Here is a 23,201-nt window from a genome sequence, read left to right as displayed (position 1 = left end):
ATATAAAAGAGGATTACCGATACTGGTAATCCTCTTTTACTTTATCGACTTGCTTTTTTTCTTCTAAAGAGCATGAAAATACCTGCTCCAATAAATGCAACTCCTGCTCCAATTGTAGAAAAGACGTTTGCTCCTGTTTTCGGAAGATCTCGTTCTACTTTGTTTGTTTCTTTATCTTCATTTACATTTGTAGGTACTGTTGTATCTTTATTTTCACCTTCACTAGGTGATGTTGGTTTATCCCCACCGTTTCCTTCGCCTGTTGTTGGCGGTGGTGTTGGGTTTTCTCCATCGTTTCCTTCACCTGTTGGCGGTGTTGGTTTGTCTCCATCGTTTCCTTCACCTGTCGTTGGTGGTGGTGTTGGGTTTTCCTCATCATTCTTTCTCGTTAAATCAATGGCATATTTCGCAAACTCATTTTCAGACGGGCCAACATATGAGATTTTTCCATCTTTCGTAATATATTTCTGTGCATTTGGTGAAGAGTCAAATGTAGTATTTAATTTTTCAGCAGCAATTGGTTTAAACGCCCAGTTTTGGTCTGCTTCCGGATTAATAACAGGTGTTTCTTGCATATATTTCACAATGATTTGACGCGTTTCATCTTGAGATTGATATACAACTTCACCTTTACTTACTCCAGGGAATGTTTGACTACTACCACGATAATTATTTGTAGCAACAATAAATTCTTGGTTATCAGCTATCGGCTTTCCATCATATGTTATATTCACGATACGATTTGCATTTTGGTTTACTACTTTTCCATCTTTATCATATTTTGCTGGTTGTGTAACATCAATTTCGTATTTCACGCCATCTAAAATATCAAAGTTATATGTAGGATAGTTTATATTTACTAATGACTGTTCTTGTACTTTAGTTGGATCAATTTGATTGAACTGACCTGCAGACATTTCAAGCCATTCTTTTATTTGTGCGCCGTTTACTTTTACAGCATAAAGTGTATTTGGGTACACATATAAGTCAGCAACGTTTTTAATCGCTAAAGTTCCAGCTGGAATATCTGTATAATAAGTTGCACCATTTCGGCCCCCTGCTTTAAAAGGTGCCCCTGCAGATAATACTGGGAGTCCCTTATATTTGCTGTACTGTCCATTTTCAGCAAATAACTTTTCTACATACCATTTCTGAGCATTCGTAACGAGTTGGACAGATGGATCATCTTGTACAAGTGAAAAATAACTATTGATTGGTGCTGTCGTTTTACCAACAGGTGTATTTACATATTTAATTGTCGCTTCATGATCATCTTTGATTTCATCAACTAATCTCTTATCAGATTCTACTAACGCATTTCCTTTGCTATCAGAAATTGGACGAACACTTGGAACCGATTTATCTTTTTGTACTTCCCACTTGTCGTTTACCTTTTTCAGTTCCATATCAATGATACCTAAATTACTTCCAAAAACACCTGGCATCACAACTGGAACACCGTTAAAATTGTCCGTTATTACTGTATGTGAGTGTCCCATTAACACTGCATCAACGCCAGGAACTTCCGTTGCTAAATAATATGATGCGTTTTCCATACCAGCATTATAACCACTTTTATCGACGCCAGAGTGCGCTAATGCAACAATGATATCCGCACCCTCGGCTTTCATTTTTGGAACCATTTTCTTCGCCGTTTGCACAATATCTTTCGCTTTTACTTTTCCTTCTAAATTCGCTTTATCCCACCCCATAATTTGCGGTGGTACAAAGCCCATTACACCGATTTTCACTTTTTGCTTTTGACCAGACTCATCTTCTACTTCTTTTTCAAAAATATGGTATGGTTTAAAGTAATTTTCATCGTTTTCTTCATTATTATCGCCATCTTCTTTGTATACATTTGAATTAATAACTGGGAACTGTGTTTTACTAATTGCCTTATTTAAGTAGTCCAAGCCATAGTTAAATTCGTGGTTCCCAAGAGAAATGACGTCATACTTCATTAAATTCATTAAACGATATAAAGGGTGAACATAGTCTCCATCCAAACCTTTTTGCGCCACATAATCCCCAAGTGGTGTCCCTTGTATCGCATCTCCATCATCGAATAACACAGAGTTCTTCGCTTCTTCACGTGCCTTGTTAACAAGAGTCGCAGTTTGAACAAGGCCTACTTTATTATCCGTTTTTGTTTGATAATAGTCGTAGTTCATTAAGTTAACATGAATGTCAGAAGTTTCTAAGATTCGTAATTTAACTGTACTCCCCTCTGCTTGTCCCTCTGCATGAGCAACTGTTGGCAACACTTGCGGAGCCATAATACCTAATGCAAGAGTTGTCCCCGCTAGCACTTTCTTTGACTTCTTCACAAAAAATCCCCCTTATAAAATTGTCCCTTAAATACAAATAAAATGATTTTCTCATCAAACTCTAATAAGGTAGTCTCTCTACATTACTTCTCTTCTTTCTTCATATTAGAGTGACGTATCTTCACTTATCTGACATTATCATATCTAACATACTTTCATATCGTCAATAATTTTTGACATATTTCTACAAATTTTCTGTAAAGTTATTGTAAACTTTCCATAAAGATATAATAAGCCCTTCCATTGCTTATACAGCTGAATATGATACAATTACCAATTATAAGGAGGATGGATTTATGAAAAAAGTCATCTTAATTATTGTTTGTCTCCTCCTTCTAATCATTTCTTATTCGCATTTTGAAAAGAACGATGAGACAAAAAAACAAAAAGACAAATCAGCATCATCTACTCCTCATTGGATTAACAAACAAACGAATGACTCGTTTTATCATCTTGTGTTAGGTGATTCGCTTGCAAAAGGTTATGGCTCGACACAAGGAGGGTTTGCCGAATTAGCTTCCAAACAAATAGAAGAACAAATTCATAAACCGATTAGAGTGGAAAATTTTGGAGTGAATGGACTTACAACAGATCGTCTCGTTCAAAAAATTCAGGCAGAAGAAGTACAACAAAAAATTAAAGAAGCGAATATAATTACCATTAATATTGGAGGAAATAATTTATTTCGTTTAAATCGCGATGTAGGTGTTATAGATGGTATTAAAATGTTAAATAAAGAAAAGGCTCATTTTGAAACAGACGTAAAAAACATTGTAAAGACTGTTCGGACCTTGAATCCGAATGCTTTACTCATTCTATCTGAACTCTATAATCCTTTACAACTCGATGATTCAATTGCTTCTTATGCAGATATGTTTTTAGATGGCTGGAATGATGCAGTTTACGCAATTTCGAAAGCGAATCAACCGTCCATTGTTTTACCAATTCGAAAGTTAATATCAAATGATAAGAAAGATTTACTATACGACCAAGTACATCCAAATGATAAAGGCTATGAGATTATCGCTAATGCATTTACAAAGCAAGTATTATCCTATAAATATTGAGGATAAGCCGAACAATTCTATTTTTATACGATACCTTTTTTGTTACAATGATAGTGGAAGGGGGCCTTTATATGAAATCACGTGAGTGGGAACGTATTGTTGATCATCTTCTTTCGTTAGTGCCTCTTTTTTATCGCAAATTTATGCTTCCTGGAGAGTTTTCTTCACAAAGGCACATGCCAAAGTCACATACACAGGTGTTACTGCTATTGCATGAACGTAGCACATTAGCAGTGTCAGAAATCGGAAAGCGATTGGCGATTTCAAGGCCAAACATGACACCTCTATTAAATAAATTGATTCAGGAAGAACTCATAGAGCGTCATTATAGCGAAAAAGATCGACGGGTCATTTTAATTTCTCTTACAGCTGAAGGGAAAACATTAGTAAGTCAGTATCAACAATTTATTTTAGACAAATTAAAAGAAAACTTTCAAACATTATCTGAAAGCGATCGTGAACAACTCATTCACTCGCTTCAAACCATTCAAAATCTAATTTTGAAAACAAACGTGTAAAGCTGCTTCCAAAAGAAGCAGCTTTACGATTCATAATAATTTCCATAATATGAATTTGAATATGGCCATGTCATTAAATATGGTCTTATTTCCTGAGAAGATTGCGCCTGCTGATATACTTGAACCTGTTGCCGTGTATAAGGAGCGGGATAATAATTCACATATCGATATACTTGAGGTACATAGTAATAATACATTTATCTTCTCCCCCTTTTTCTTAAACATATTCAAGGTAGAAAATGAATGTGACATTCTTTATATTTGTACAAGTAATTTACATACTATAACATGTGTTTTTTCATAAATTATATACGGAAGCCCCCTCTATTTAGAAAGCCCTTTCGCATTTTGAAATAAACTTACCAATAATGCTTTCTGAGCGTGCAATCTGTTCCCCGCTTGCTCAAAGACAACGGAAGAAGGCCCGTCTATAATTGCTCCTGTTACTTCCTCTTCACGATGAGCAGGTAAACAATGTAAGAAACGATACGTCGCTTTCGCATGCTGAACAAGTTTTTCGTTCACTTGAAACGGCTCGAATAAATTATATTTCCCTTCCGTATCTTCTTGCCCCATACTCATCCAAACATCAGTATAGATAAAATCTGCATCTTTCGCTGCCAACTCCGGTTTATTCAAAATTTCAATATTCGCTCCCGTTTCATTTGCAATTTCTAGTGCACGCTTTACAATTTGTTCATTTGGTTCATATCCTGGAGGAGTGGCTACTGTCATATGCATACCGACTTTTGCACTTGCCAAAAGTAAAGAGTGGCATACGTTATTTCCATCACCTACGTAAGCTAGTTTAATTCCTTTAAATGTATGGACTTCTTCATAAATTGTCATCAAATCTGCTAATGCCTGACACGGATGATGATCATCTGTCAATCCATTGATAACAGGAATACTTGCTTCTTTCGCAAGCTCCTCTACATCCGCGTGTGAAAATGTACGAATCATAATTCCATCAATGTACTGAGATAATACTTTCGCCGTGTCTGAAACACTTTCTCCTCTGCCAAGCTGCATTTCTTTTCCACTTAGAAACATTCCATGCCCACCGAGTTGTACCATCCCTGCTTCGAAAGAAACACGCGTACGAGTTGAATGTTTATCAAAAATGAGTCCTAATATTTTCCCGTCCAATAAAGGTTCATGTTTATTCTTTTTCAAATAAATAGCAAATTCAATTAGCGCAATTATTTCCTCTTGTGCTAGTTCTTCCAATGTTAAAAGATCTTTCGTTTGTAATTTCGGTACTTGAATAGTTGACATAGAAAATCCCCCTTATACTATTGATGATTTTTGCGAACATATGACTTTTTTCATTATATTTACTGCTTTATCTATTTCTTCATTCGTTACAATAAGTGGTGGTAAAAGTCGTAAAACATTGGTTCCAGCTTGTAATACAAGTAGCCCTTCTTGTTCTAACTGTTCTATCATTGATGCGACGTCACACTTACAAACGACTCCAATCATAAGGCCTTTTCCGCGAATAGCAGTAATCCATTCCATATCATGTAATTCTTTTTTTAGTTTTTGTAATAAATATTCTCCCTTTACATTAACTTCTTGTAAAAAAGATGGTTGCTTTATAATTTGTAGTACCTCTTTCGCTGCTGTCATTGCCATATAATTTCCACCAAAGGTAGAGCCATGCACCCCGGCTGTAAATGCAACCATAAGCTCTTTCCTTCCAAGCATTGCTCCAACCGGAATACCATTTCCAAGTGCTTTTGCCGCTGTAACAATATCTGGGGATGTTCCCGTCTGTTCATAAGCAAACAATGTCCCTGTTCTTCCTATTCCAGTTTGTACCTCGTCTATTATATAAAGAGCTCCATATTGTCTACATAACTGTTCTATCTCTTGTAAAAAAGAAATATCAGCAGGTAAAACGCCACCCTCTCCTTGAACAACTTCCACCATAACTGCAGCTACTTTTTCATTCATTGCCTCCTTAATCGCTTCTATATCATTAAAAGGAATATGTAAAAAAGACGGTAGAAGTGGTCCGAACCCCAATTTAACCTTCTCTTGTCCAGTTGCACTCATTGTTCCAAACGTTCTACCATGAAAAGACTGCTGAAATGTTAAAACAAGAGATTTCCCTGTATGCTTACGTGCTAATTTAAGTGCTGCTTCATTCGCTTCCGCTCCGCTATTACAAAAGAACACATAATCTAAATCACGTCCCTCTGTTAATAGTGCAGCTACCTTTTCTTGTACCTTGTGTGGAAAAAGGTTAGATATATGCCAAATTTCCTGTAATTGCTTTGTCATTGCTTCTACAAGCACAGGATGACAATGTCCTAAATTACATACAGCGATTCCAGAAGTAAAATCTAAATACTCTTTCTCATTTTCATCTATAACCGTTGCTCCAGTTCCTTGAACAATTTCAATACTGCGCCTCCCATATGTCGGAAATATATAGCTACTCATCCGATACTCACCCCTTTTGTTACTGTCGTTCCAATCCATTCACCCGATGTTCCGATAAAAATTTTTGTACCATTTACAATGCTGGCATGCTTGACCCCCATCTTTATCGAGGTAAGAGCAGCCTGTATTTTCGGAATCATTCCCCCTGTAATAACTCCTTTTTCTATGAGCTGTAAAAGCTCTGTTTCATCCGTATTCTTTAATAATTCTCCTTTACACAATACTCCGTCTACATCCGTAATAAAGAGCAGTTCTTTTGCTCCAAGCGCATATGCAATTCCCGCTGCAGCAGTATCTGCATTTATGTTATAAACTTGATCTCCTCTTATTCCAATCGGAGCAATGACCGGGATATAGTTTAAATCTAGTAATCCTTTTAATAGAGAAGTCTCTACACTGCTAACTTCACCAACATATCCAATCCCCTCATCAAGCGGCTGAACTTGAAGTAATTTCCCGTCACAACCAGATACTCCAATTGCATGCAAACCATGCTTTTGAAAATTCATCACTATTTTTTTATTCGTACTTCCACATAAAACCATTTGAACAATATCCATTACTTCTTTCGTTGTCACACGTAGCCCATTCTTTTTTTCAATTGGAATATTAACTTGTTTTAGCTTTGCATCAATGTCTGGTCCACCACCGTGAACAACAATAACTTGATATTTTTTCTTCAGTTGCTTTATACAATCAAAAAACATATGGTCTAAACGATCTAACATACTACCACCGCATTTTACTACGATATACTCGCTCATCTTTTCTCTCCTTACGTACGATAACAAGCATTTATTTTCACATATTCATAACTTAAGTCGCAGCCCCAGGCTCTCCCTTTTTCCTCTCCAAGATGCAAATAAACATCAATAACAATTTCAGATTGCTTTAATTTTTGTTTCATTTCCTTTTGGGAGAATATTTGTGGCTCACTGCTTTGTAAAACAAAAATAGACTGAACAGCAATATCGACAGCATGAGGTTCAATAGCAACTCCACTTTGCCCAATCGCACTAATAATGCGACCCCAATTTGCATCTTCACCGTACATTGCTGTTTTCACAAGACTTGATCCAACAATTTGTTTGGCAACCTTATTCCCTTCTTCTACTGTTCGTGCCCCATATACATTCACTTCCACTAACTTAGTAGCACCTTCACCATCTTTAGCAATTTGCTTCGCTAAATCCTCACATACCTTTTGCAAAGCAAACATAAATTTTTCCCACTCTGCATGATCGGCATGAATAACAGTTGTTCCTGATAATCCACTTGCCATCACAACGACCATATCATTTGTGGATGTATCTCCATCCACAGTAATTTGATTAAATGTATGATTCGTAACTTGTGATAATGCTAGTTGGATTGCTTCTTGCTCTATATTTACATCTGTTGTAATAAAACTAAGCATCGTCGCCATATTCGGATGAATCATACCAGAGCCTTTTGCTGCCCCTGCAATTGTTACTTCTTTTCCTTCAATCATTAACTGATAACACGATTGCTTTGTAACAAGGTCCGTTGTTACAATCGATTCATAAAATGCAGTTGCTTTCTCTTTTTCTTTCGATGGTATGAGAGATAGAATACCAGGACGAATTGCTTCCATTGGTAAAGGAACTCCAATAACACCTGTTGAAGCGACTGCCACGTGATTTTCTTTTACATGGAATTGTTTCGCAGCCAACGTTCTCATTTCATACGCATCTTGTAATCCCTGCATTCCTGTACAAGCATTTGCATTTCCGCTATTTACAACAATTGCTTGCAATTTCCCCTCCACCCCTATACTTTCTTTTGTAACTTGCACTGGTGCAGCTTGAAATGGATTTGTTGTATATACAGCTCCGCAATTAGCAGGAACATCACAAACAATTGCTCCCATATCTTTTTTCCCTTTTTTCAATCCAGCCTGAATCCCAATCGCAGAAAAACCCTTTGGTGTTACAATTGATCCACTTACAACTTTTATAATGGAATCTGCTCCAATCATCATTCTTCTTCCCCCTTATAGATAGAGCGGTATATATTCTAATCCTTCTGTTTCCTCTAGTCCTGTTAATAAGTTTGCGTTTTGAACTGCTTGCCCAGCAGCTCCCTTCATCATATTATCGATAACAGAAACAATTGTAATACGTCCTGTTCGTTCATCATAAGCCGTTCCAATATCACAATAATTTGAACCTCTCACCTCTTTTGGACTTGGAAACCCCCCTTTAGGACGAATACGAACAAAAGGAGCATGACAATACGTTTCTTCATATAGCTTCTGTAATACCTGTGCACTGATATCTCGTTTTGCTTTTGCATAGAGAGTAACCATAATTCCTCTTGATATCGGAATTAAATGTGTGCTAAATGTAATTGGTTTTGCCTGTGCATTCCACTCGGTAAGCATTTGCTCAATCTCTGGAACATGCTGATGCTCATTTACCTTATAGATACGGAAATTATCATATAACTCTGGAAAATGAGTCACTGTTGTCGGTGTCTTTCCTGCTCCTGACACCCCTGATTTTGCATCGATGATAAGTGATTCTTCCTCTATCATCCCGCCTCGCATTAATGGTGCCGCTGCTAATAGTGCCGCTGTTGCAAAACATCCTGGATTTGCAACTAATTCTGCACCTTGAATAGCTGATTTTTTCCATTCACTCAATCCATACACTGCCTTTTGAAGAATCTCTTCCTTTGCAGCAGGCTTTTTATACCATGTTTCATATACATGAGGATCCAGCATACGAAAATCACCAGATAAATCAATAACTTTTAAACCAGCCGCTAGCAAGCGCGGCGTCATATGCGCCGAAACTCCTGCCGGCGTCGCTAAAAATACAATACTAGCCTCCTTCGCTATCACTTCTACGTCGATTTCTTGTAATGTATGGACAATAACATTTCGTAAATGCGGATATGTATTTGTTATTTGTTCTCCTACTTGTGAAAAAGAGTGAAGAGATGCCATCGAAAAATATGGATGGTGATGCAACAACCTGATTAACTCAATTCCTCCATATCCAGTTGCTCCAATAATCGCGACTTTCATACGCTCCTCCTTATATCGATTCTTTAAATTAAGTATGATTATAATATTGTATATTTATAAAGTCAATTAAATATTTATTAATTTTAAAGGCTTTAAATTCTTAATTTTTCTAGAAAAACAATAAACATATATGAATTTTTTATACAAAATAGATGTATACTAGTATTTTTTATGTACTTCAAGTACAATAAAAACAATACATTTATACATGCGAGCGGGGAAAAAGATGAACGAAAAATTAATCGAAAAGATGTTAATAAAAAGTTTTCGGCAATATCAATGTAAACCTGTTTCAAAAGAAGATGAGGAAATTTTAATTCAAAATATCCAAACAATGATTCATTCGGAACCTACTATCGATGTATATGAAGCAATTGAGGACATTGTTTATGAATATATTACAGGAAAATAAAAAATAGGAGATTTCCATTTGGAAATCTCCTATTTTTTACTTAATGATTTACCTGCTACACGTTCAAACAACCCCGGAAATAGTGCAAAAAGTTTGGGTCCAACACTCATCCATTTCGGTAAATTCACTTCACGTTTTTTCGTTTGCATTGCTTTTACAATTTGATCTGCTACGTATGTTGGCTTTAACATGTAACGCCCCATGTTTTTTACATATGTACCGGATTGATCCGCAATATTAAAAAAGTTTGTGTCAATTGGCCCTGGATTAATTGCTGTCACATGAATATTTGTACTTGCGAGCTCCATGCGTAAACTATTCGTAAACCCTAATACCGCATGTTTCGTTGCGGCATATGCACTAGATTTTGGCGTTGCAATTTTCCCTGCTAACGAAGCAACATTAATAATTTGTCCATTATTTCTCTCTAGCATATGAGGTAATACCGCTTTCGTACAAGCGACTAATCCAAATACATTAACCTGAAACATATCTTTCACTTCAGCCATAGATGCTTCTTCAAACGTTTTGAAAATACCAAAACCCGCATTATTTACCAATATATCAATTTGCCCTGCATCTTTTAATACTCTTGCAAAAACAGTATCAACCTCTGCTTCGTCACTTACATCTAATACATAATAATAGCAAGGCGTATTGTAAGTCGTTTTAATCTTTTCTGCTAATACTCGTAGTTTTTCCTCTGTTCGCGCTATTAAGACAGGAATCGCGCCCTCTGCTGCAACTTGCATCGCAATTTGTTCACCAATTCCACTAGAAGCACCTGTAATGACGATTACTTTTTCTTGTAAACGTCTTGTCATTGCTGTCACCTACTTTGCATAATAAATCAATTGTGGCGACGATTCATCAATCATCACTTGTTGATTATATGCTAAAAAGTCTAATTGTCCAACTGTTTCTGAAATCGTAAGTGGCAATTGTTCTTTATATAATACTGGAAATAATTTCACACATACTTCAAAGGCTGTCATCGGTTTTTCTTTTAATAATTCTAATACTTTAAACGCACGCGTTTCTTGCTTTTGCAATCTTCCCTCTATCAGCCCTTTCACATTCACAATGTCTTCTCCATGACCTGATAAAATCCGTGAAATATTCATGTTACTTAAGCGTTTTAATGTTTGATTATATTGTAATAAAGGCTGCGCTCGTTCCGTCTGTCCTTCATACGGTGGTTCTAATATTGGATTCGAAGAAATATGGCTAATTAAAGCATCTCCACCAATTAACAACCCATCTCGCTCTCTATATAACGAAATGTGAGTTGAAGCATGCCCAGGTGTTTCAATGACTATAAACTCAGGTAATGATTCAATTCTATCTCCTTCTCTTACAGTATGCGTTAATGATCTATTACAAGAATATTTAAGTGTCTTTAAGACAAGTGACGCATCATCTTTCAAAAATACTTCTGGAACTCCAAACTGTAATGAGGCCTCTTTAAAAAAACGTTGATAACGCTTTAGAAACTCAGAATCTTGCGTAATCCATGGTTCATTCCAAGGATGCCCCACAATGTTCGTCTTCTCAGAAAATGCATTTAACAGTCCACAATGGTCAGCATGATGATGTGTAATCACGACTGTCTCAATATCTTCAACCTTATACCCTAAATTCCCCAATTGTATTTCTAACGCCGCCTTAGCCCCTTCTGTATTTGTCCCTGTATCAATTAGTGTTAATGACTCCCCTTCAACTAAAAATACATTAACTGTCTCAACTGCAAATGGAACAGGAATCTCCATTCGGTGAATTGCTAGCATATTTATGCCCCCCTGTCTCTCTCCGTTTCAAAAATGAATCTCTCTTCAGTTTACAACTTCCATAAAAATTTGTCATTATTTTCAGATAAAAAGAAGGTGTTTTCTATAATAAAACGAATGTATGTAAATTCATAAGTTTTTCTTACAAAAATGAAGGAGGCTTCATCATGTCTATTCAAAAAATTTCCTTTCTCGGTGCTGGATCTATAGCTGAAGCAATCATCGCTGGTTTGTTAGATGCGAATGTCGTAAAAGGTGAACAAATTACAGTAAGTAACCGCTCCAATGAAACAAGATTACAGGAATTACATGCAAAGTATGGTGTTAAAGGAACCCACAACAAACCAGAACTGCTAGCTCATGCAGATATTATCTTTCTAGCAATGAAGCCAAAAGATGTAGCAGAAGCCATTGTACCTCTCAAAGAATATATAAAGAGTAATCAACTCATCATTTCATTATTAGCAGGTGTTTCTACAAATTCTATTACAAGCCAGCTTCAAAAGAAGGTTCCGATTATCCGTGCGATGCCAAATACATCAGCAGCTATTTTAAAATCAGCTACGGCTATATCTCCATCCTTGCATGCAACAGAGCAGCATGTTCATCTGGCCAAATCTTTATTCGAAACAATTGGTCTTGTTTCAGTGGTAGAAGAAGAACATATGCATGCTGTTACTGCACTATCTGGAAGCGGTCCTGCATATGTATATTACGTAGTTGAAGCAATGGAAGAGGCTGCAAAACAAATCGGCTTAGAAGAGGATGTGGCTAAATCACTTATTTTGCAAACAATGATCGGTGCGGCTGAAATGCTTAAAGCGAATACAAAACATCCTTCTATCTTACGAAAAGAAATTACTTCTCCTGGTGGAACGACAGAAACCGGCATTGAAGTGTTACAAAGCTTTGATTTCCAACAAGCACTTATCTCATGTATTACACAAGCTACAAAACGATCTCATGAACTTGGAAAAACATTAGAAAAATAATAAAGGAGCTCAGAAAATACATCTGAGCTCCTTGTATCACAACTACGTTCTCTTATTTACTACTCTTTCCAAAAATCTCTTCTTGGAGGCGACGACCTGTTGGTGTTGCTGCTAGTCCACCTTCTGCTGTCTCACGAAGAGCAACTGGCATCGTTTGCCCAATTCTAAACATCGCTTCAATCACTTCATCACACGGAATTGTACTTGTTACACCAGCTAGTGATAAATCTGCCGCAATCATCGCATTTGAAGCTCCTGCTGCATTACGTTTTACACAAGGGACTTCTACAAGTCCAGCGACCGGATCACATACTAACCCTAGCATATTTTTTAAAGCAATCGCCATCGCTGTAGCTGCTTGTTCTTGTGTTCCACCAGCCATTTCAACAGCTGCCGCAGCTGCCATTCCACTTGCTGAACCAACCTCAGCTTGACAGCCTCCAGCTGCACCTGAAATACAGGCATTGTTCGCAACAACCATACCAAATGCTCCAGCTGTGAATAAAAACTCAATCATTTCTCCACGTGTTGGCTGTAATTTTTCTTTGAGCGCAAACAGTACGCCTGGTACAGTTCCAGCTGATCCAGCTGTTGGTGTTGCACAAATAATTCCCATCGCTGCATTTACTTCATTTGTTGCAACCGCTTTGCTCACTGCATCCAAAATCGTATGTCCGGATAAGCCTTTTCCGCTCTTCATATACTCTTGTACTTTCACCGCATCTCCGCCCGTTAAACCAGTTGGCGATTTAACACCGCGAATACCACGCTCTACTGCTTGTTCCATCACGACTAAGTTCTTTTCCATTCCAGCAAGTACTTCTTCGCGAGATATACTTCTTGTTTCCATTTCACATTGAATCATAATTTCTGCAATTTTTACATTTTGTTCTTTAGCTTGTGCCACTAGTTCCGCTGCGTTCCGAAACATGGTGCGTCCCCCCCTGCAATTAGTCCATAATAGTTACTTGACAAATATTTGATTGTCCTTTTATTTCTTCAATCACTTCATCTGCCAATAATTCATCTGTTTCAATGACCATAAGCGCTCTTCTTCCTTTTTCCTTACGTGAAACGCTCATTGTACTAATGTTAATTTCATGTTTCGCAAGTATAGAAGCTACAGATGCGATTGCTCCAAAGCGATCATTATTCACGATAAGGAGTGCCGGGCTTGTTCCTGATAACTGTAAATCAAATCCATTTAACTCCACCACTTCAATCTTACCGCCACCAATTGAACAAGCAACCACTTCAATCTCCTCTTCTCCTTTATACAAACGAATTCTCGCTGTATTTGGATGTGGCGCATTCGCGTCTTCTTCAATAAAGTCCACTTCAATACCACGCTCTTTTGCAATTTCTAACGCACTTGGGATACGTGTATCATCTGTTTCAAATCCGAGTATTCCACCAATCAAAGCTACATCCGTACCGTGACCACGATATGTTTTTGCAAATGAGCCATATAACGAAATCGTAACTCTTTCTGGTTCATGACGGAAAAGTTGACGAGCAACTTGCCCCATTCTTGCTGCACCTGCTGTATGTGAACTGGACGGCCCAATCATAACTGGACCGATAATATCAAATACTGAGCGATATTTCATCATGATTCCCCCTAAATCTTTTATGAAAAATTGCTTACTACTATTCTATTAAGCTGCCGACTCTGCTGCCTTTCCTCCCGTACTACGAATTTGCTCCGCTGTACGAATTGGATAGTTTTTGAATAGAAGTGAGCCAATATATCTGAAATAATACCCGACACCATAATACATAAGAAACATAGCGTTACTTGCATCGAATCATTAAAGCCATACATAACCATAAGTCCGGCGATTGGTGTTGCTGCTCCTGTTGCATTATTTACAAGATCGAACATGGAAATAATAATACCTGCTGTCGCACCACCCATAAAGTTTGTCACATAGACTGAAATTGGATTTGCTGAAATTAAATCAGCTTGCGTAAGCGGCTCAATTGCAACTGCAATTGTCGTTCGTTTATCACCAAACTTCATTATAGCTTGTTTTTTATGAAACGCTTACTTTTGTTGAATTTTAAAATTTCTGAATTAAATACTGTTTATCTTTCTTGTACTAATGATATATAAACTTACTTATATAACAGTTTTTTCAAAACAACCGATACTTTGTACTTTTTCCTACACATTCAAAACCTTTAAAGTTTCTGTATCACCTCATATAGCTATTAAATAATAACAGAGTCATCTATTTAATAGAGAAAAATTTTTTATTACTAATAAAACAATGGCAAACCTACGTTGCCATTGTTTGTAAAACATTACCGTTCTACTGGAAAATGTTTTAAATCCATTGCAATTTCTGTGTTCGCAAACAATGCTTGTGCTTCTTTTAATAATTCCTTATACGTATCCCCTTGATAACGAGAACTAATATGAGTTAAAATTAACCGTTTCACATTTGCTCGCACTGCAATACGAGCTGCCTGTTCTGTTGTAGAATGAAAATAATCATGTGCTTGCCTTTCATCTTCTGCTGCAAACGTCGCTTCGTGTACAAGTACATCTGCCTCTTGTGCTAGCTGGTTACTAGCTTCACAATAACGCGTGTCTCCTAAAATCGTGATAATTCTTCCTTTTTGAGGTGGACCGATAAAATCCTTACCATGTAAAACTCTTCCATCATCTAATTCTACTGTCTCACCATCTTTTAAACGTTTAAAGATTGGACCTGGCTTCACGCCTTCTTCTAACAATTTCTCAACAAGGAGATGTCCTTGTATATTTTTCTCTACTATTCGATATCCAAAACATTCAATCCCATGTGATAATCGCTTCGTTTCCACAGAAAACTGCTTGTCTTCAAAAATAATGCCTTCCTCTGTAATTTCAACAATTTCAAGTGGGTACTTCACATGCGTTGTACTTACTGACAATGCCACTTCAATAAATTGCTTAATACCTTTTGGACCGTACACTGTTAAAGGCGTTGTTCCACCCTGAAAAGAGCGGCTTCCTAACAAGCCAGGTAATCCAAAAATATGATCTCCATGTAAGTGCGTAATAAATATTTTTTCAATGCGACGCGGTCGCACAGATGTATGTAAAATTTGATGTTGCGTTGCTTCACCACAGTCAAATAGCCATGTTTCTCCTCGTTCTTCTAACAACTGTAAAGCAATTGCCGAGACATTCCTTCCTTTTGAAGGGACGCCTGCACCAGTTCCTAAAAATACAAATTCCACTTTCTTTCCTCCAGCTCTTTATAGAATCTACCTTTCATCTTACGGAATGTTATTTCAAATGGCAAATGAATTTCCATGAACTACTCATCTAGACGACTATATTATACGAACAATGCGAACAAAAAAATGGAAATCGTTCGTGTTTTGTAGTAAAATAATGATACCATAAATAAAGGGAGCGTTTAACTATGAAAGAAATATTTCGTTTACAAACTGATTTTTCATCTTCATTTGATCGCTGGGTAAGTTCTTTCGTTTCTGATCATCCAGCACAACTAGAATGGACGACTTTAAAAGAGTTAATCCATGAGTACACAACATTGCATACGAATCAAATGTTACCGGAATATATTTCTTCCTCTATCACATATTATGCACAGCGTATTTCAACAGCAAGCAATTCAGAGATTGTGATTTATGAAAATCCTTCAATCTCATAATCAATAAAAATGTAAAAGCATCGAAAATCGGTGCTTTTTTTATTTTTATAAATAAAACCATATCCTCTCCTTTCATTATGCATAATAAATAGCCAACTGGTCATTTTAAAAACATAGTATTATAAAGGAGGGATATCATTGAAAAAATTAAAGATTTTCCCAATTGTTTTTTTAGCGATGATTTCATTATTTGGATGCGCAGGAAAGCAAAAGGAAGAAGCGTTAGATAATCGTGAAAACAATGGCGTACGAAATATTAGATACGAAGAGAACAACACTGATCTTCAAAAGGTAAGAAATAATACAAACAATGTCACGAACAACGAAACACAACTACACATAGCAAATAAAGCAGCAGATCGAATCGTTGAACTAGAAGAAATAGACAAAGCAAATGTAATCGTCACAAATAGAAATGCCTATGTGGCAGTTGTGTTACGCGAAAACATAAAGGGCCAAATCACAAAGCAATTAGAAAAGAAAGTTGCGGATCAAGTTAGAGCTACAAATCCAGATATCCGCAATGTATTTGTATCATCAAATCCTGATTTTGTAGACCGTATGAGAGACTATGCGAACAAAATTAACGCAGGCAAACCAGTAACAGGGTTGTTTGAAGAATTTACCGAAACTGTTCGAAGGGTATTCCCTAACCCTCGATAACAAATCAAGCAACCTTAATTGAAAAAGTAGTAAGTCTAATGCTTTTTGAATCTAGTCTAACAGCTATCGGATGGAAAACTTCATTCGATTTACAAGCTAACTAAACATACAAGGTGCCATGATAATTCAGTATCATGACACCTTTTACATAAATTTATTTTCTAATTTCTGCTGAAATGATTTCTCCTGTTTTCGAAATAGCTGACTTCCTCTTTGTAACATAGGAGCCCCATATTTATCATTGATCTGATCAATTACAGTTAACAGTGGCTCTTCTTTCGCATCTTCTTCAAATGAAAATAAATCCAGTTGCTTCATTGATTCTGTCTTCCACTCTAATTCAGTAGCTGTAACACCAAGCAACCTAATCGGATCTCCATCCCAATGTTGTTTCCACAAACGTGAAGCTGCTTGAAAAATATCATGTTCCTGCCAAATTGCATTTTTTAATTGTTTACTTCGTGTTATTGTACGCCGATCATAGTATTTGATCATAATTTGAATGTTATAGCTGACAAGGGTACGTTTTTGTAATCTTTTACTAACCGATTTCGATAATCGCTCTAACATATCGAGCAATTCTTTCTCTTCATCCATATCTTTTGAGAATGTTGTGGAATTCCCAATGCTTTTATGTTGTCCCATTTGATTTGGATCAACTTCTCTATCATCCATGCCTTTTGCTCGTTTTTGTAAATCAACGCCATGCTTTCCTATTTTCGTACGTATCACATGTTCTTCTCCCTTTGCCAACTGTTCAATGGTATGTATGTGGATTTCTTTTAATTTTTCCGCGGTTTTCTCACCAATTCCATGCATCACTTCAACAGGACGTGGCCAAAGTAACTCCTGAATATCTCGTTTTCGAAATACTGTAATGCCGAGCGGTTTTTTCATATCCGACGCAGTCTTCGCTAGAAAGAGGTTTGGCGCTATTCCAATGCTGCATGGCAACTGTAATTCTGTTAATAACGCTTGTTGGATCATCTTAGCAACCTCGAGAGGCGAACCTAATCCGTAACAATCTGTTATATCTAAATAACCTTCGTCTATAGAAACTGGCTGTATCTTTTCAGTAAAGCGTGAAAGAATTTGAAACATTTGAAATGAAGCTTCGCGATATAATTTAAAATTCGGATGCTTTACAACTAACTCTGGGCATAACCGCTTCGCTTCCCAAAGTGGCATTGTTGTCCGCACTCCGTATTCCCTTGCTTCATAACTGCACGTTACAATGATTCCCTTTCGCTCTTTTTCATTTCCTGCAATTGCTAAAGGCTCCCCTTCTAACGATGGGTCATGTGCAATTTCAACTGATGCAAAGAAACAATTCATATCCACATGCAAGATGACACGACCGTTTTTCGGATACATTTCTCTCATATTTCTCCCCCTAACCAAGAACATTTGTTCTTTCTATTATATCAAATTAAAGAAAACAGCGAAACTTTCCTATCATATTTTTGATATACTGAAATTAATAATGGATAATTATGTAAAGGAGAGGGTGATATGAAAAATCATAGTAAACTTAATCAAACATTTCTAGTCATTATATTAATTATTTGTTACTTCCAATTTTCAATATTAATTCCGCCAAACTTCTCCCTCACGTAGTACACGTCGCAACAACATATATACTCTCATGGATTTTTCTCTATTGGCTCATTCGCCTTGTGAAAGCAAGTGAATCAAAATGAAAAAGAGCATGTAACCTTCTACAGGCTACACGCTCTTTTAGTTTCCTTACAATTATTTCGCTACTTCCTCAATAATTGCCACAACTAGTTCAGCTGTTTTCGCTAATTCCTCAACAGGAATCTTCTCATTTGTTGTATGAATTTCCTCATATCCAACTGCTAAGTTTACTGTTGGAATACCGTGTCCTGCAATTACGTTTGCATCACTTCCGCCACCACTTTGGTGAAGAGAAGGCGTACGACCAATTTTTTCAGCAGCACGTTTTGCAACCTCTACAACATGATCGCCATCTGCAAATTTAAACCCTGGGTACATAACTTTTACTTCAACATCTGCTTGACCACCCATTTCTTTTGCAGTTGTTTCAAATGCTTCTTTCATTTTTGCAACTTGTTCTTGCATTTTTTCATCTACTAAAGAGCGGGCTTCTGCGAAAATTTGCACATGGTCACAAACGATATTTGTTTGTGTACCACCTTCGAAACGACCGATATTTGCAGTTGTTTCAGAATCAATACGACCAAGTGGCATTTTTGCAATTGCTTTTGCTGCGATTGTAATTGCAGATATACCTTTTTCTGGTGCTACACCAGCGTGAGCTGTTTTCCCACGAATAATCGCATTTACTTTCGCTTGCGTTGGTGCTGCAACTACGATCTCACCAACTTTGCCATCACTATCTAATGCATAGCCATATTTCGCTGTAATACGTTCACGATCTAATGCTTTCGCACCAACAAGACCTGACTCTTCACCTACTGTAATAATGAATTCAATTTTTCCATGAGGAATATTCTTTTCTTTTAAAACGCGAATTGCTTCAAACATAGATGCTAATCCAGCTTTATCATCTGACCCTAAAATTGTAGTACCATCAGATACAATATACCCATCTTTAATAGAAGGCTTAATTCCTTTACCAGGAACTACAGTGTCCATATGAGAAGTGAAGTAGATTGTGTCTACACCTTCTTTTGTCGCTGGTAACGTACAAATTAAGTTACCTGCACCGTGTCCAGTTACACCCATTGTGTCATCTTCGAATACTTCAACACCTAAAGCAGTAAACTTTTCTGTTAACACTTTGCAGATTTCAGCTTCAAATTTTGTTTCAGAATCTACTTGTACAAGTTCCATAAATTCATTTACTAATCGTTCTTGATTAATCATAAGACTGCGCCTCCTGCACTACCATTATGTATGTAACAACATTCATTATAACAGAATTCCGCAAAAGTTTCGAAATACGAGACAAAAAAACAGATGGTTCACACATCTAGATAACCATCCGCTTACTTCTACTCATTTAAAAGCACCCAACGCATATGATCTTCCCAAACTCCATTTACCATTAACATTTTCCGAGATACCCCTTCATATTGAAAGCCAATTTTCGTTACAACTTGTATAGATGCTAAATTACGTGGCATAATTGGAGCTTCAATGCGGTGTAAACGAAATTCTTGAAAAGCCACTCCAATTGCTTTTCTAAGCGCTTCTGTCGTATACCCTTTATTTAATTCATCTTTATCTAATTTATATCCAAGAACACAGGACTGATAAATTCCACGAACAATTAAATTGAAAGAAATACAACCGATAATATTTGTATTATCGCCTTTTTTAAAAATCCATAATCGGATAATTTTCCCTTCCTTAAACTCCTTTCTATCTTTTAGTAATCTTCTCTTTTGATAGTCTAGTGTAAAAAAATCATCTGGTCGATATTCTTCCCACGCCTTTAAAAATTCACGATTTTTGTCGTAATATTGAAGAACTTGCTCTGCATACGACTCATCGATTTCCCTTAACTGCAACCGCTCTGTTTCATATATTTTCATCATCGTATCTCCATTCTTCATCTTGTAACCCTTTTTTAAAGGCACCGAAAAAACTTGTGTCCCATCCCTTTATATTCTCTATGCACTTTGAATTTTCCTGTTCTATTTTATATACACTTCTCGAATTTTGTCCTCACTCTCCCCTTGTCCATACTTTCTTTTCTCGTTACAATAAAGTTGTAATGATTGCAAGGAGGCCCATTATGAATAAAAAAGCACAAAAAGTTATGATTTACGCTATGCTAATTTCCATGCTTGTAACAACATTGCTTGCTGGGGCAAGTATGTTTTGGTAAAAAAGACGACGTGTTCGTCTTTTTTTGTTACCTATGCACATATAAAAAGGCTATTTATTCTCATAAACAGCCTGCTTAATCACAATTATTTTAATGAATCATATGTATTTTATTATGAGTACAATCGCTACGATACTAAATGAAAAAGCCATCAAAAGGGCCATAACAAAGCTTGTATAATGTTTCTGCTGAAACGCTCCTATAACAAAGGTTACATTCAGAAGTGCCATGAATACAATGGATAAGAGAAAAGAACATATATTAAAGGTTGCCAATATGAAGGTAACAGCAAATAGAAAACCAATACAAAATTGCATATAAGAAAGCCTTGGATTCAAGTACATATAAGCAACTCCTTTTCCTATTATCTTTGTATATTCTCATTAACGCATGGTTATGTACACATGTCAAGACACCTTAGAAGAAAAGAAAAAGCCAACTTGTAGGTTGACCTTTTCATAAGCGATAGCTCCTTTTTCTTTCGCAAGTTGTTGGAACGTTTTTTTTGATTTCACAATCGACACCTTTGTTCCAATCGGAATACGATCAAATAAATACTCCACATCTTGTTTCTTCATTCGAATACACCCTTGCGAAATATATTTTCCAATTGAACTTGGCTGATTTGTGCCATGGATACCATATTTACTCCCATCAGTCCCTCGCGCGTTAAACCCTATCCATCTAGATCCAAGGGGATTTTTAGGCGATCCACCAGGGATATTCTTTGCAATATAATAAGGATTTTTTGCTTTCATTACAACATCAAATGTCCCTTCTGGCGTTAATTCATTTGTTTTCCCTGTCGCTACAGGAAAGATTTTTTGGATTTTCCCATCATTAATGTAAGCAAGCTTATTCGTCTGCTTATTTACAATAATAAATGGATCTCCGACCCGCGGGTTATCTCCAAGAGGCCAAATCGGTGAAAGAGAAAAACATAATAACAAGGACAGAAAATACGACATAACCTATTCCTTCCCTCTCTATATAAATCCATTTTGATTTTTCGAGATAGTAGCTGTGGCTATGAAAACAAAAACAGTTCTCCACTTATTTACTCTTTTTGTTTTCACACAGCATGGGGCTAAAAAGCACTGACCGCTTCTATGCATGGCCGGATCCTCTCGCCCACCTAAAAAGAATGGTTTGATGTTGTTTTTTATTTGGATTTATATAAGTTCTTTCACATTATCCTTCCCCTTAAACCGACTTTTAATGAGTAAATATTGCTCCATTTCATAAACAAGTTGAACGAGCTTCGCACGCATTTCAAATTCTTCACGAGTCTCAGGAAGTGGCATTTCTCTAAAAATCTCTCGCATTTCTTGTAATTGCCTAAGTGAAATAAGCCCCGTACTTTCAGGACGAATCGAAGTCCCCACATTTTCAATTACTTCCGCAATCATACCTGCCTGCTCATATGACCACGATAACGAAGCGGCGAGAGGCATAATCCGCTCTAAAATTTCAAATTGTTGCATACGCATATCAAAATATCGATAATAATAATCATCTTCTCGCATAAATTGATTTTCAAGTTTTTTAAAAGATAACTCTTTTGCTTCCTTCAAAATATCCTCTGTTTCAATTAGTTCTTTCCCAGACCATGTACTATCCCTGTTTCGTAAATATACAGCCATCTCGAATAAAATGGTTTTAAAATTCCATTCTACTTTTTCCTGATAGCCTTTTAATTTCTTTTCCGCACTTGGCATATACATATTTACTAATAAAGCCACGCTAATGCCAATTGTTAAAATTGCAATTTCATTTTCAATCGCTGACCACGTAATCTGTTTTAATGAATACAAATGCATGACAATAACAGAACTTGTAACAATTCCTTCTTGAATTTTAAGCATAACGGCGGTCGGGATAAAAGTAAGTAATAACAAACTAATTGCAAGCGGTGTATAACTAATTGTTTCAAAAATACAAAACGAGAACACCATCGATAATAAGCAAGCTAAAAACCGATGCAAAGATGCTTGAAGCGATTTTCGTTTTGTATTTTGCACACACAAAATAACAAGAATCCCCGCAGAGCTATAAAATTCTAAACCAAATAGCTGTGCAATAAAAACTGCCGCACCTGTTCCCACTGCTGTTTTCACTGTACGATATCCAATTTTAAACATATCATTACTCCTATATATTCATTTTGATTTTCCGATATACAAGTCCCGGCTATGAAAACAAAAAAGAATCCTGCACTCATTTTCTCCCTTTGTTTTCACTTGGCATGGGGCTAAAACAGGTACTGACCGCTTCTATGCATGGTCGGATCCTCTCTTCCACCTAAAAGGAAAGGTTTCATGCTAGGTTTTCAATCTGTATTTATATATGTATAAACGTAGTTACGATAAGTATAAAAAAAGGATGACAAACTGTCATCCTTTTCTCCTTATTATTCACGT

The 23,201-nt window shown here is 36.6% G+C and carries 25 protein-coding genes and 3 pseudogenes; 9 read left to right on the top strand and 19 right to left on the bottom strand.

Features of this window, described 5'->3' with window-relative positions:
* Nucleotides 1-41 precede the first annotated feature (41 nt).
* The gene (gene cpdB, locus HRG09_RS02060; RefSeq protein ID WP_174099108.1) at nt 42-2,330 is read right to left on the bottom strand and encodes a bifunctional 2',3'-cyclic-nucleotide 2'-phosphodiesterase/3'-nucleotidase; all 2,289 of its coding nucleotides are present in this window, start codon (nt 2,328-2,330) and stop codon (nt 42-44) included.
* Nucleotides 2,331-2,626: 296 nt separating this feature from the next.
* Between cpdB and HRG09_RS02055 the strand changes: the two genes are divergently transcribed.
* On the top strand, nt 2,627-3,397 hold the full coding sequence (locus HRG09_RS02055) for a GDSL-type esterase/lipase family protein (RefSeq protein ID WP_174099107.1): 771 nt from the start codon (nt 2,627-2,629) through the stop codon (nt 3,395-3,397).
* Nucleotides 3,398-3,468: 71 nt separating this feature from the next.
* Nucleotides 3,469-3,915, top strand: coding sequence for a MarR family winged helix-turn-helix transcriptional regulator (locus HRG09_RS02050; RefSeq protein WP_174099106.1), 447 nt, complete (start codon nt 3,469-3,471; stop codon nt 3,913-3,915).
* Between the two features lie 23 nt (nt 3,916-3,938).
* Here the strand turns inward: HRG09_RS02050 and HRG09_RS02045 are convergent, their stop codons facing one another.
* The 6 genes from HRG09_RS02045 to argC all read right to left on the bottom strand — a co-directional run bounded on the left by HRG09_RS02045 (nt 3,939) and on the right by argC (nt 9,418).
* Entirely contained in the window at nt 3,939-4,112 is a 174-nt protein-coding gene (locus HRG09_RS02045) for a hypothetical protein (protein ID WP_174099105.1), read from the bottom strand.
* Nucleotides 4,113-4,239: 127 nt separating this feature from the next.
* Entirely contained in the window at nt 4,240-5,193 is a 954-nt protein-coding gene (gene argF, locus HRG09_RS02040; protein ID WP_174099104.1) for an ornithine carbamoyltransferase, read from the bottom strand.
* A gap of 12 nt (nt 5,194-5,205) precedes the next feature.
* Entirely contained in the window at nt 5,206-6,366 is a 1,161-nt protein-coding gene (locus HRG09_RS02035; RefSeq protein ID WP_174099103.1) for an acetylornithine transaminase, read from the bottom strand.
* Nucleotides 6,363-7,130 (bottom strand): acetylglutamate kinase, encoded by a 768-nt coding sequence (gene argB / locus HRG09_RS02030; protein ID WP_174099102.1) that lies wholly within the window; start codon nt 7,128-7,130, stop codon nt 6,363-6,365. The genes HRG09_RS02035 and argB overlap by 4 nt, the downstream gene beginning before the upstream one ends.
* Before the next feature lie 11 nt (nt 7,131-7,141).
* A complete protein-coding gene (gene argJ, locus HRG09_RS02025) occupies nt 7,142-8,365 on the bottom strand; it encodes a bifunctional glutamate N-acetyltransferase/amino-acid acetyltransferase ArgJ (protein WP_174099311.1) in 1,224 nt (407 codons plus the stop codon).
* A 15-nt stretch (nt 8,366-8,380) separates the two neighbouring features.
* A complete protein-coding gene (gene argC, locus HRG09_RS02020; RefSeq protein ID WP_174099101.1) occupies nt 8,381-9,418 on the bottom strand; it encodes an N-acetyl-gamma-glutamyl-phosphate reductase in 1,038 nt (345 codons plus the stop codon).
* 226 nt (nt 9,419-9,644) lie between these two features.
* On the opposite strand from argC, the gene HRG09_RS02015 reads away from it, so the two are divergent.
* Nucleotides 9,645-9,830 carry a YqzH family protein gene (locus tag HRG09_RS02015; RefSeq protein ID WP_174099100.1) on the top strand — a complete coding sequence of 62 codons (186 nt, stop codon included), beginning with the start codon at nt 9,645-9,647 and terminating at the stop codon, nt 9,828-9,830.
* A 29-nt stretch (nt 9,831-9,859) separates the two neighbouring features.
* Here HRG09_RS02015 and HRG09_RS02010 read toward each other — a convergent pair whose 3' ends face one another.
* Together HRG09_RS02010 and HRG09_RS02005 are read right to left on the bottom strand one after the other, a co-directional pair.
* Nucleotides 9,860-10,654, bottom strand: coding sequence for an SDR family oxidoreductase (locus HRG09_RS02010; RefSeq protein WP_174099099.1), 795 nt, complete (start codon nt 10,652-10,654; stop codon nt 9,860-9,862).
* Nucleotides 10,655-10,663: 9 nt separating this feature from the next.
* The gene (locus HRG09_RS02005; protein WP_174099098.1) at nt 10,664-11,617 is read right to left on the bottom strand and encodes an MBL fold metallo-hydrolase; all 954 of its coding nucleotides are present in this window, start codon (nt 11,615-11,617) and stop codon (nt 10,664-10,666) included.
* A 167-nt stretch (nt 11,618-11,784) separates the two neighbouring features.
* Here HRG09_RS02005 and proI point away from each other — a divergent pair, with 167 nt between their 5' ends.
* A complete protein-coding gene (gene proI / locus HRG09_RS02000; RefSeq protein WP_174099097.1) occupies nt 11,785-12,609 on the top strand; it encodes a pyrroline-5-carboxylate reductase ProI in 825 nt (274 codons plus the stop codon).
* A 52-nt stretch (nt 12,610-12,661) separates the two neighbouring features.
* Here proI and sdaAA read toward each other — a convergent pair whose 3' ends face one another.
* The 4 genes and pseudogenes from sdaAA to rnz all read right to left on the bottom strand — a co-directional run bounded on the left by sdaAA (nt 12,662) and on the right by rnz (nt 15,840).
* Complete coding sequence (gene sdaAA, locus HRG09_RS01995; protein WP_174099096.1) at nt 12,662-13,540, bottom strand: L-serine ammonia-lyase, iron-sulfur-dependent, subunit alpha; 879 nt, start codon at nt 13,538-13,540, stop codon at nt 12,662-12,664.
* A gap of 19 nt (nt 13,541-13,559) precedes the next feature.
* Nucleotides 13,560-14,219, bottom strand: a complete 660-nt coding sequence (gene sdaAB, locus HRG09_RS01990; RefSeq protein WP_174099095.1) for an L-serine ammonia-lyase, iron-sulfur-dependent subunit beta — start codon at nt 14,217-14,219, stop codon at nt 13,560-13,562.
* A 48-nt stretch (nt 14,220-14,267) separates the two neighbouring features.
* Nucleotides 14,268-14,632: pseudogene (locus HRG09_RS01985) on the bottom strand (PTS sugar transporter subunit IIC); the annotation flags it as partial.
* 284 nt (nt 14,633-14,916) lie between these two features.
* A complete protein-coding gene (gene rnz, locus HRG09_RS01980) occupies nt 14,917-15,840 on the bottom strand; it encodes a ribonuclease Z (RefSeq protein ID WP_174099094.1) in 924 nt (307 codons plus the stop codon).
* A gap of 188 nt (nt 15,841-16,028) precedes the next feature.
* Here rnz and HRG09_RS01975 point away from each other — a divergent pair, with 188 nt between their 5' ends.
* From HRG09_RS01975 to HRG09_RS28710, 3 genes and pseudogenes are all read left to right on the top strand, one after another.
* Nucleotides 16,029-16,280, top strand: coding sequence for a DUF3932 family protein (locus HRG09_RS01975; RefSeq protein WP_174099093.1), 252 nt, complete (start codon nt 16,029-16,031; stop codon nt 16,278-16,280).
* A gap of 138 nt (nt 16,281-16,418) precedes the next feature.
* A complete protein-coding gene (locus tag HRG09_RS01970) occupies nt 16,419-16,943 on the top strand; it encodes a YhcN/YlaJ family sporulation lipoprotein (RefSeq protein WP_174099092.1) in 525 nt (174 codons plus the stop codon).
* Nucleotides 16,943-17,047 (top strand): annotated as a pseudogene (locus HRG09_RS28710) (MgtC/SapB family protein); the annotation flags it as partial. The gene HRG09_RS01970 and the pseudogene HRG09_RS28710, both read left to right, overlap by 1 nt.
* 40 nt (nt 17,048-17,087) lie before the next feature.
* On the opposite strand, the gene HRG09_RS01965 reads toward HRG09_RS28710, so the two are convergent.
* Nucleotides 17,088-18,326: a DNA polymerase IV gene (locus HRG09_RS01965; protein ID WP_174099091.1), complete on the bottom strand. Its 1,239-nt coding sequence runs from the start codon at nt 18,324-18,326 to the stop codon at nt 17,088-17,090.
* A 129-nt stretch (nt 18,327-18,455) separates the two neighbouring features.
* Here HRG09_RS01965 and HRG09_RS01960 point away from each other — a divergent pair.
* A pseudogene (locus HRG09_RS01960) lies at nt 18,456-18,643 on the top strand (hypothetical protein).
* Nucleotides 18,644-18,695: 52 nt separating this feature from the next.
* On the opposite strand, the gene HRG09_RS01955 reads toward HRG09_RS01960, so the two are convergent.
* Together HRG09_RS01955 and HRG09_RS01950 are read right to left on the bottom strand one after the other, a co-directional pair.
* A complete protein-coding gene (locus tag HRG09_RS01955; RefSeq protein WP_174099090.1) occupies nt 18,696-19,814 on the bottom strand; it encodes a tripeptidase T in 1,119 nt (372 codons plus the stop codon).
* Between the two features lie 128 nt (nt 19,815-19,942).
* Nucleotides 19,943-20,488: a GNAT family N-acetyltransferase gene (locus tag HRG09_RS01950; RefSeq protein WP_174099310.1), complete on the bottom strand. Its 546-nt coding sequence runs from the start codon at nt 20,486-20,488 to the stop codon at nt 19,943-19,945.
* Nucleotides 20,489-20,688: 200 nt separating this feature from the next.
* Here HRG09_RS01950 and prli42 point away from each other — a divergent pair, with 200 nt between their 5' ends.
* Nucleotides 20,689-20,781: a stressosome-associated protein Prli42 gene (gene prli42 / locus HRG09_RS01945; protein ID WP_098336220.1), complete on the top strand. Its 93-nt coding sequence runs from the start codon at nt 20,689-20,691 to the stop codon at nt 20,779-20,781.
* Nucleotides 20,782-20,879: 98 nt separating this feature from the next.
* Here the strand turns inward: prli42 and HRG09_RS01940 are convergent, their stop codons facing one another.
* From HRG09_RS01940 to HRG09_RS01930, 3 genes are all read right to left on the bottom strand, one after another.
* Nucleotides 20,880-21,125: a DUF3894 domain-containing protein gene (locus tag HRG09_RS01940; RefSeq protein ID WP_174099089.1), complete on the bottom strand. Its 246-nt coding sequence runs from the start codon at nt 21,123-21,125 to the stop codon at nt 20,880-20,882.
* A gap of 63 nt (nt 21,126-21,188) precedes the next feature.
* Entirely contained in the window at nt 21,189-21,749 is a 561-nt protein-coding gene (locus HRG09_RS01935) for a L,D-transpeptidase (protein ID WP_174099088.1), read from the bottom strand.
* 204 nt (nt 21,750-21,953) lie between these two features.
* Nucleotides 21,954-22,922, bottom strand: a complete 969-nt coding sequence (locus tag HRG09_RS01930) for an aromatic acid exporter family protein (RefSeq protein WP_174099087.1) — start codon at nt 22,920-22,922, stop codon at nt 21,954-21,956.
* Between the last annotated feature and the right edge of the window lie 279 nt (nt 22,923-23,201).

Source organism: Bacillus sp. Xin1 (genome assembly GCF_013314535.1).
Classification (GTDB): domain Bacteria; phylum Bacillota; class Bacilli; order Bacillales; family Bacillaceae_G; genus Bacillus_A.
This window is presented reverse-complemented; position numbering and strand designations above follow the sequence as displayed.

What these genes read in the sequence shown, in the direction of transcription:
- HRG09_RS02055 (WP_174099107.1), top strand. Translation starts at nt 2,627, where the DNA reads ATGAAAAAAGTCATCTTAATTATTGTTTGTCTCCTCCTTCTAATCATT.
- HRG09_RS02050 (WP_174099106.1), top strand. Translation starts at nt 3,469, where the DNA reads ATGAAATCACGTGAGTGGGAACGTATTGTTGATCATCTTCTTTCGTTA.
- HRG09_RS02045 (WP_174099105.1), bottom strand. Translation starts at nt 4,112, where the DNA reads ATGTATTATTACTATGTACCTCAAGTATATCGATATGTGAATTATTAT.
- argF (WP_174099104.1), bottom strand. Translation starts at nt 5,193, where the DNA reads ATGTCAACTATTCAAGTACCGAAATTACAAACGAAAGATCTTTTAACA.
- HRG09_RS02035 (WP_174099103.1), bottom strand. Translation starts at nt 6,366, where the DNA reads ATGAGTAGCTATATATTTCCGACATATGGGAGGCGCAGTATTGAAATT.
- argB (WP_174099102.1), bottom strand. Translation starts at nt 7,130, where the DNA reads ATGAGCGAGTATATCGTAGTAAAATGCGGTGGTAGTATGTTAGATCGT.
- argJ (WP_174099311.1), bottom strand. Translation starts at nt 8,365, where the DNA reads ATGATTGGAGCAGATTCCATTATAAAAGTTGTAAGTGGATCAATTGTA.
- argC (WP_174099101.1), bottom strand. Translation starts at nt 9,418, where the DNA reads ATGAAAGTCGCGATTATTGGAGCAACTGGATATGGAGGAATTGAGTTA.
- HRG09_RS02015 (WP_174099100.1), top strand. Translation starts at nt 9,645, where the DNA reads ATGAACGAAAAATTAATCGAAAAGATGTTAATAAAAAGTTTTCGGCAA.
- HRG09_RS02010 (WP_174099099.1), bottom strand. Translation starts at nt 10,654, where the DNA reads ATGACAAGACGTTTACAAGAAAAAGTAATCGTCATTACAGGTGCTTCT.
- HRG09_RS02005 (WP_174099098.1), bottom strand. Translation starts at nt 11,617, where the DNA reads ATGCTAGCAATTCACCGAATGGAGATTCCTGTTCCATTTGCAGTTGAG.
- proI (WP_174099097.1), top strand. Translation starts at nt 11,785, where the DNA reads ATGTCTATTCAAAAAATTTCCTTTCTCGGTGCTGGATCTATAGCTGAA.
- sdaAA (WP_174099096.1), bottom strand. Translation starts at nt 13,540, where the DNA reads ATGTTTCGGAACGCAGCGGAACTAGTGGCACAAGCTAAAGAACAAAAT.
- sdaAB (WP_174099095.1), bottom strand. Translation starts at nt 14,219, where the DNA reads ATGAAATATCGCTCAGTATTTGATATTATCGGTCCAGTTATGATTGGG.
- HRG09_RS01975 (WP_174099093.1), top strand. Translation starts at nt 16,029, where the DNA reads ATGAAAGAAATATTTCGTTTACAAACTGATTTTTCATCTTCATTTGAT.
- HRG09_RS01965 (WP_174099091.1), bottom strand. Translation starts at nt 18,326, where the DNA reads ATGAGAGAAATGTATCCGAAAAACGGTCGTGTCATCTTGCATGTGGAT.
- HRG09_RS01955 (WP_174099090.1), bottom strand. Translation starts at nt 19,814, where the DNA reads ATGATTAATCAAGAACGATTAGTAAATGAATTTATGGAACTTGTACAA.
- HRG09_RS01950 (WP_174099310.1), bottom strand. Translation starts at nt 20,488, where the DNA reads ATGATGAAAATATATGAAACAGAGCGGTTGCAGTTAAGGGAAATCGAT.
- prli42 (WP_098336220.1), top strand. Translation starts at nt 20,689, where the DNA reads ATGAATAAAAAAGCACAAAAAGTTATGATTTACGCTATGCTAATTTCC.
- HRG09_RS01940 (WP_174099089.1), bottom strand. Translation starts at nt 21,125, where the DNA reads ATGTACTTGAATCCAAGGCTTTCTTATATGCAATTTTGTATTGGTTTT.
- HRG09_RS01935 (WP_174099088.1), bottom strand. Translation starts at nt 21,749, where the DNA reads ATGTCGTATTTTCTGTCCTTGTTATTATGTTTTTCTCTTTCACCGATT.
- HRG09_RS01930 (WP_174099087.1), bottom strand. Translation starts at nt 22,922, where the DNA reads ATGTTTAAAATTGGATATCGTACAGTGAAAACAGCAGTGGGAACAGGT.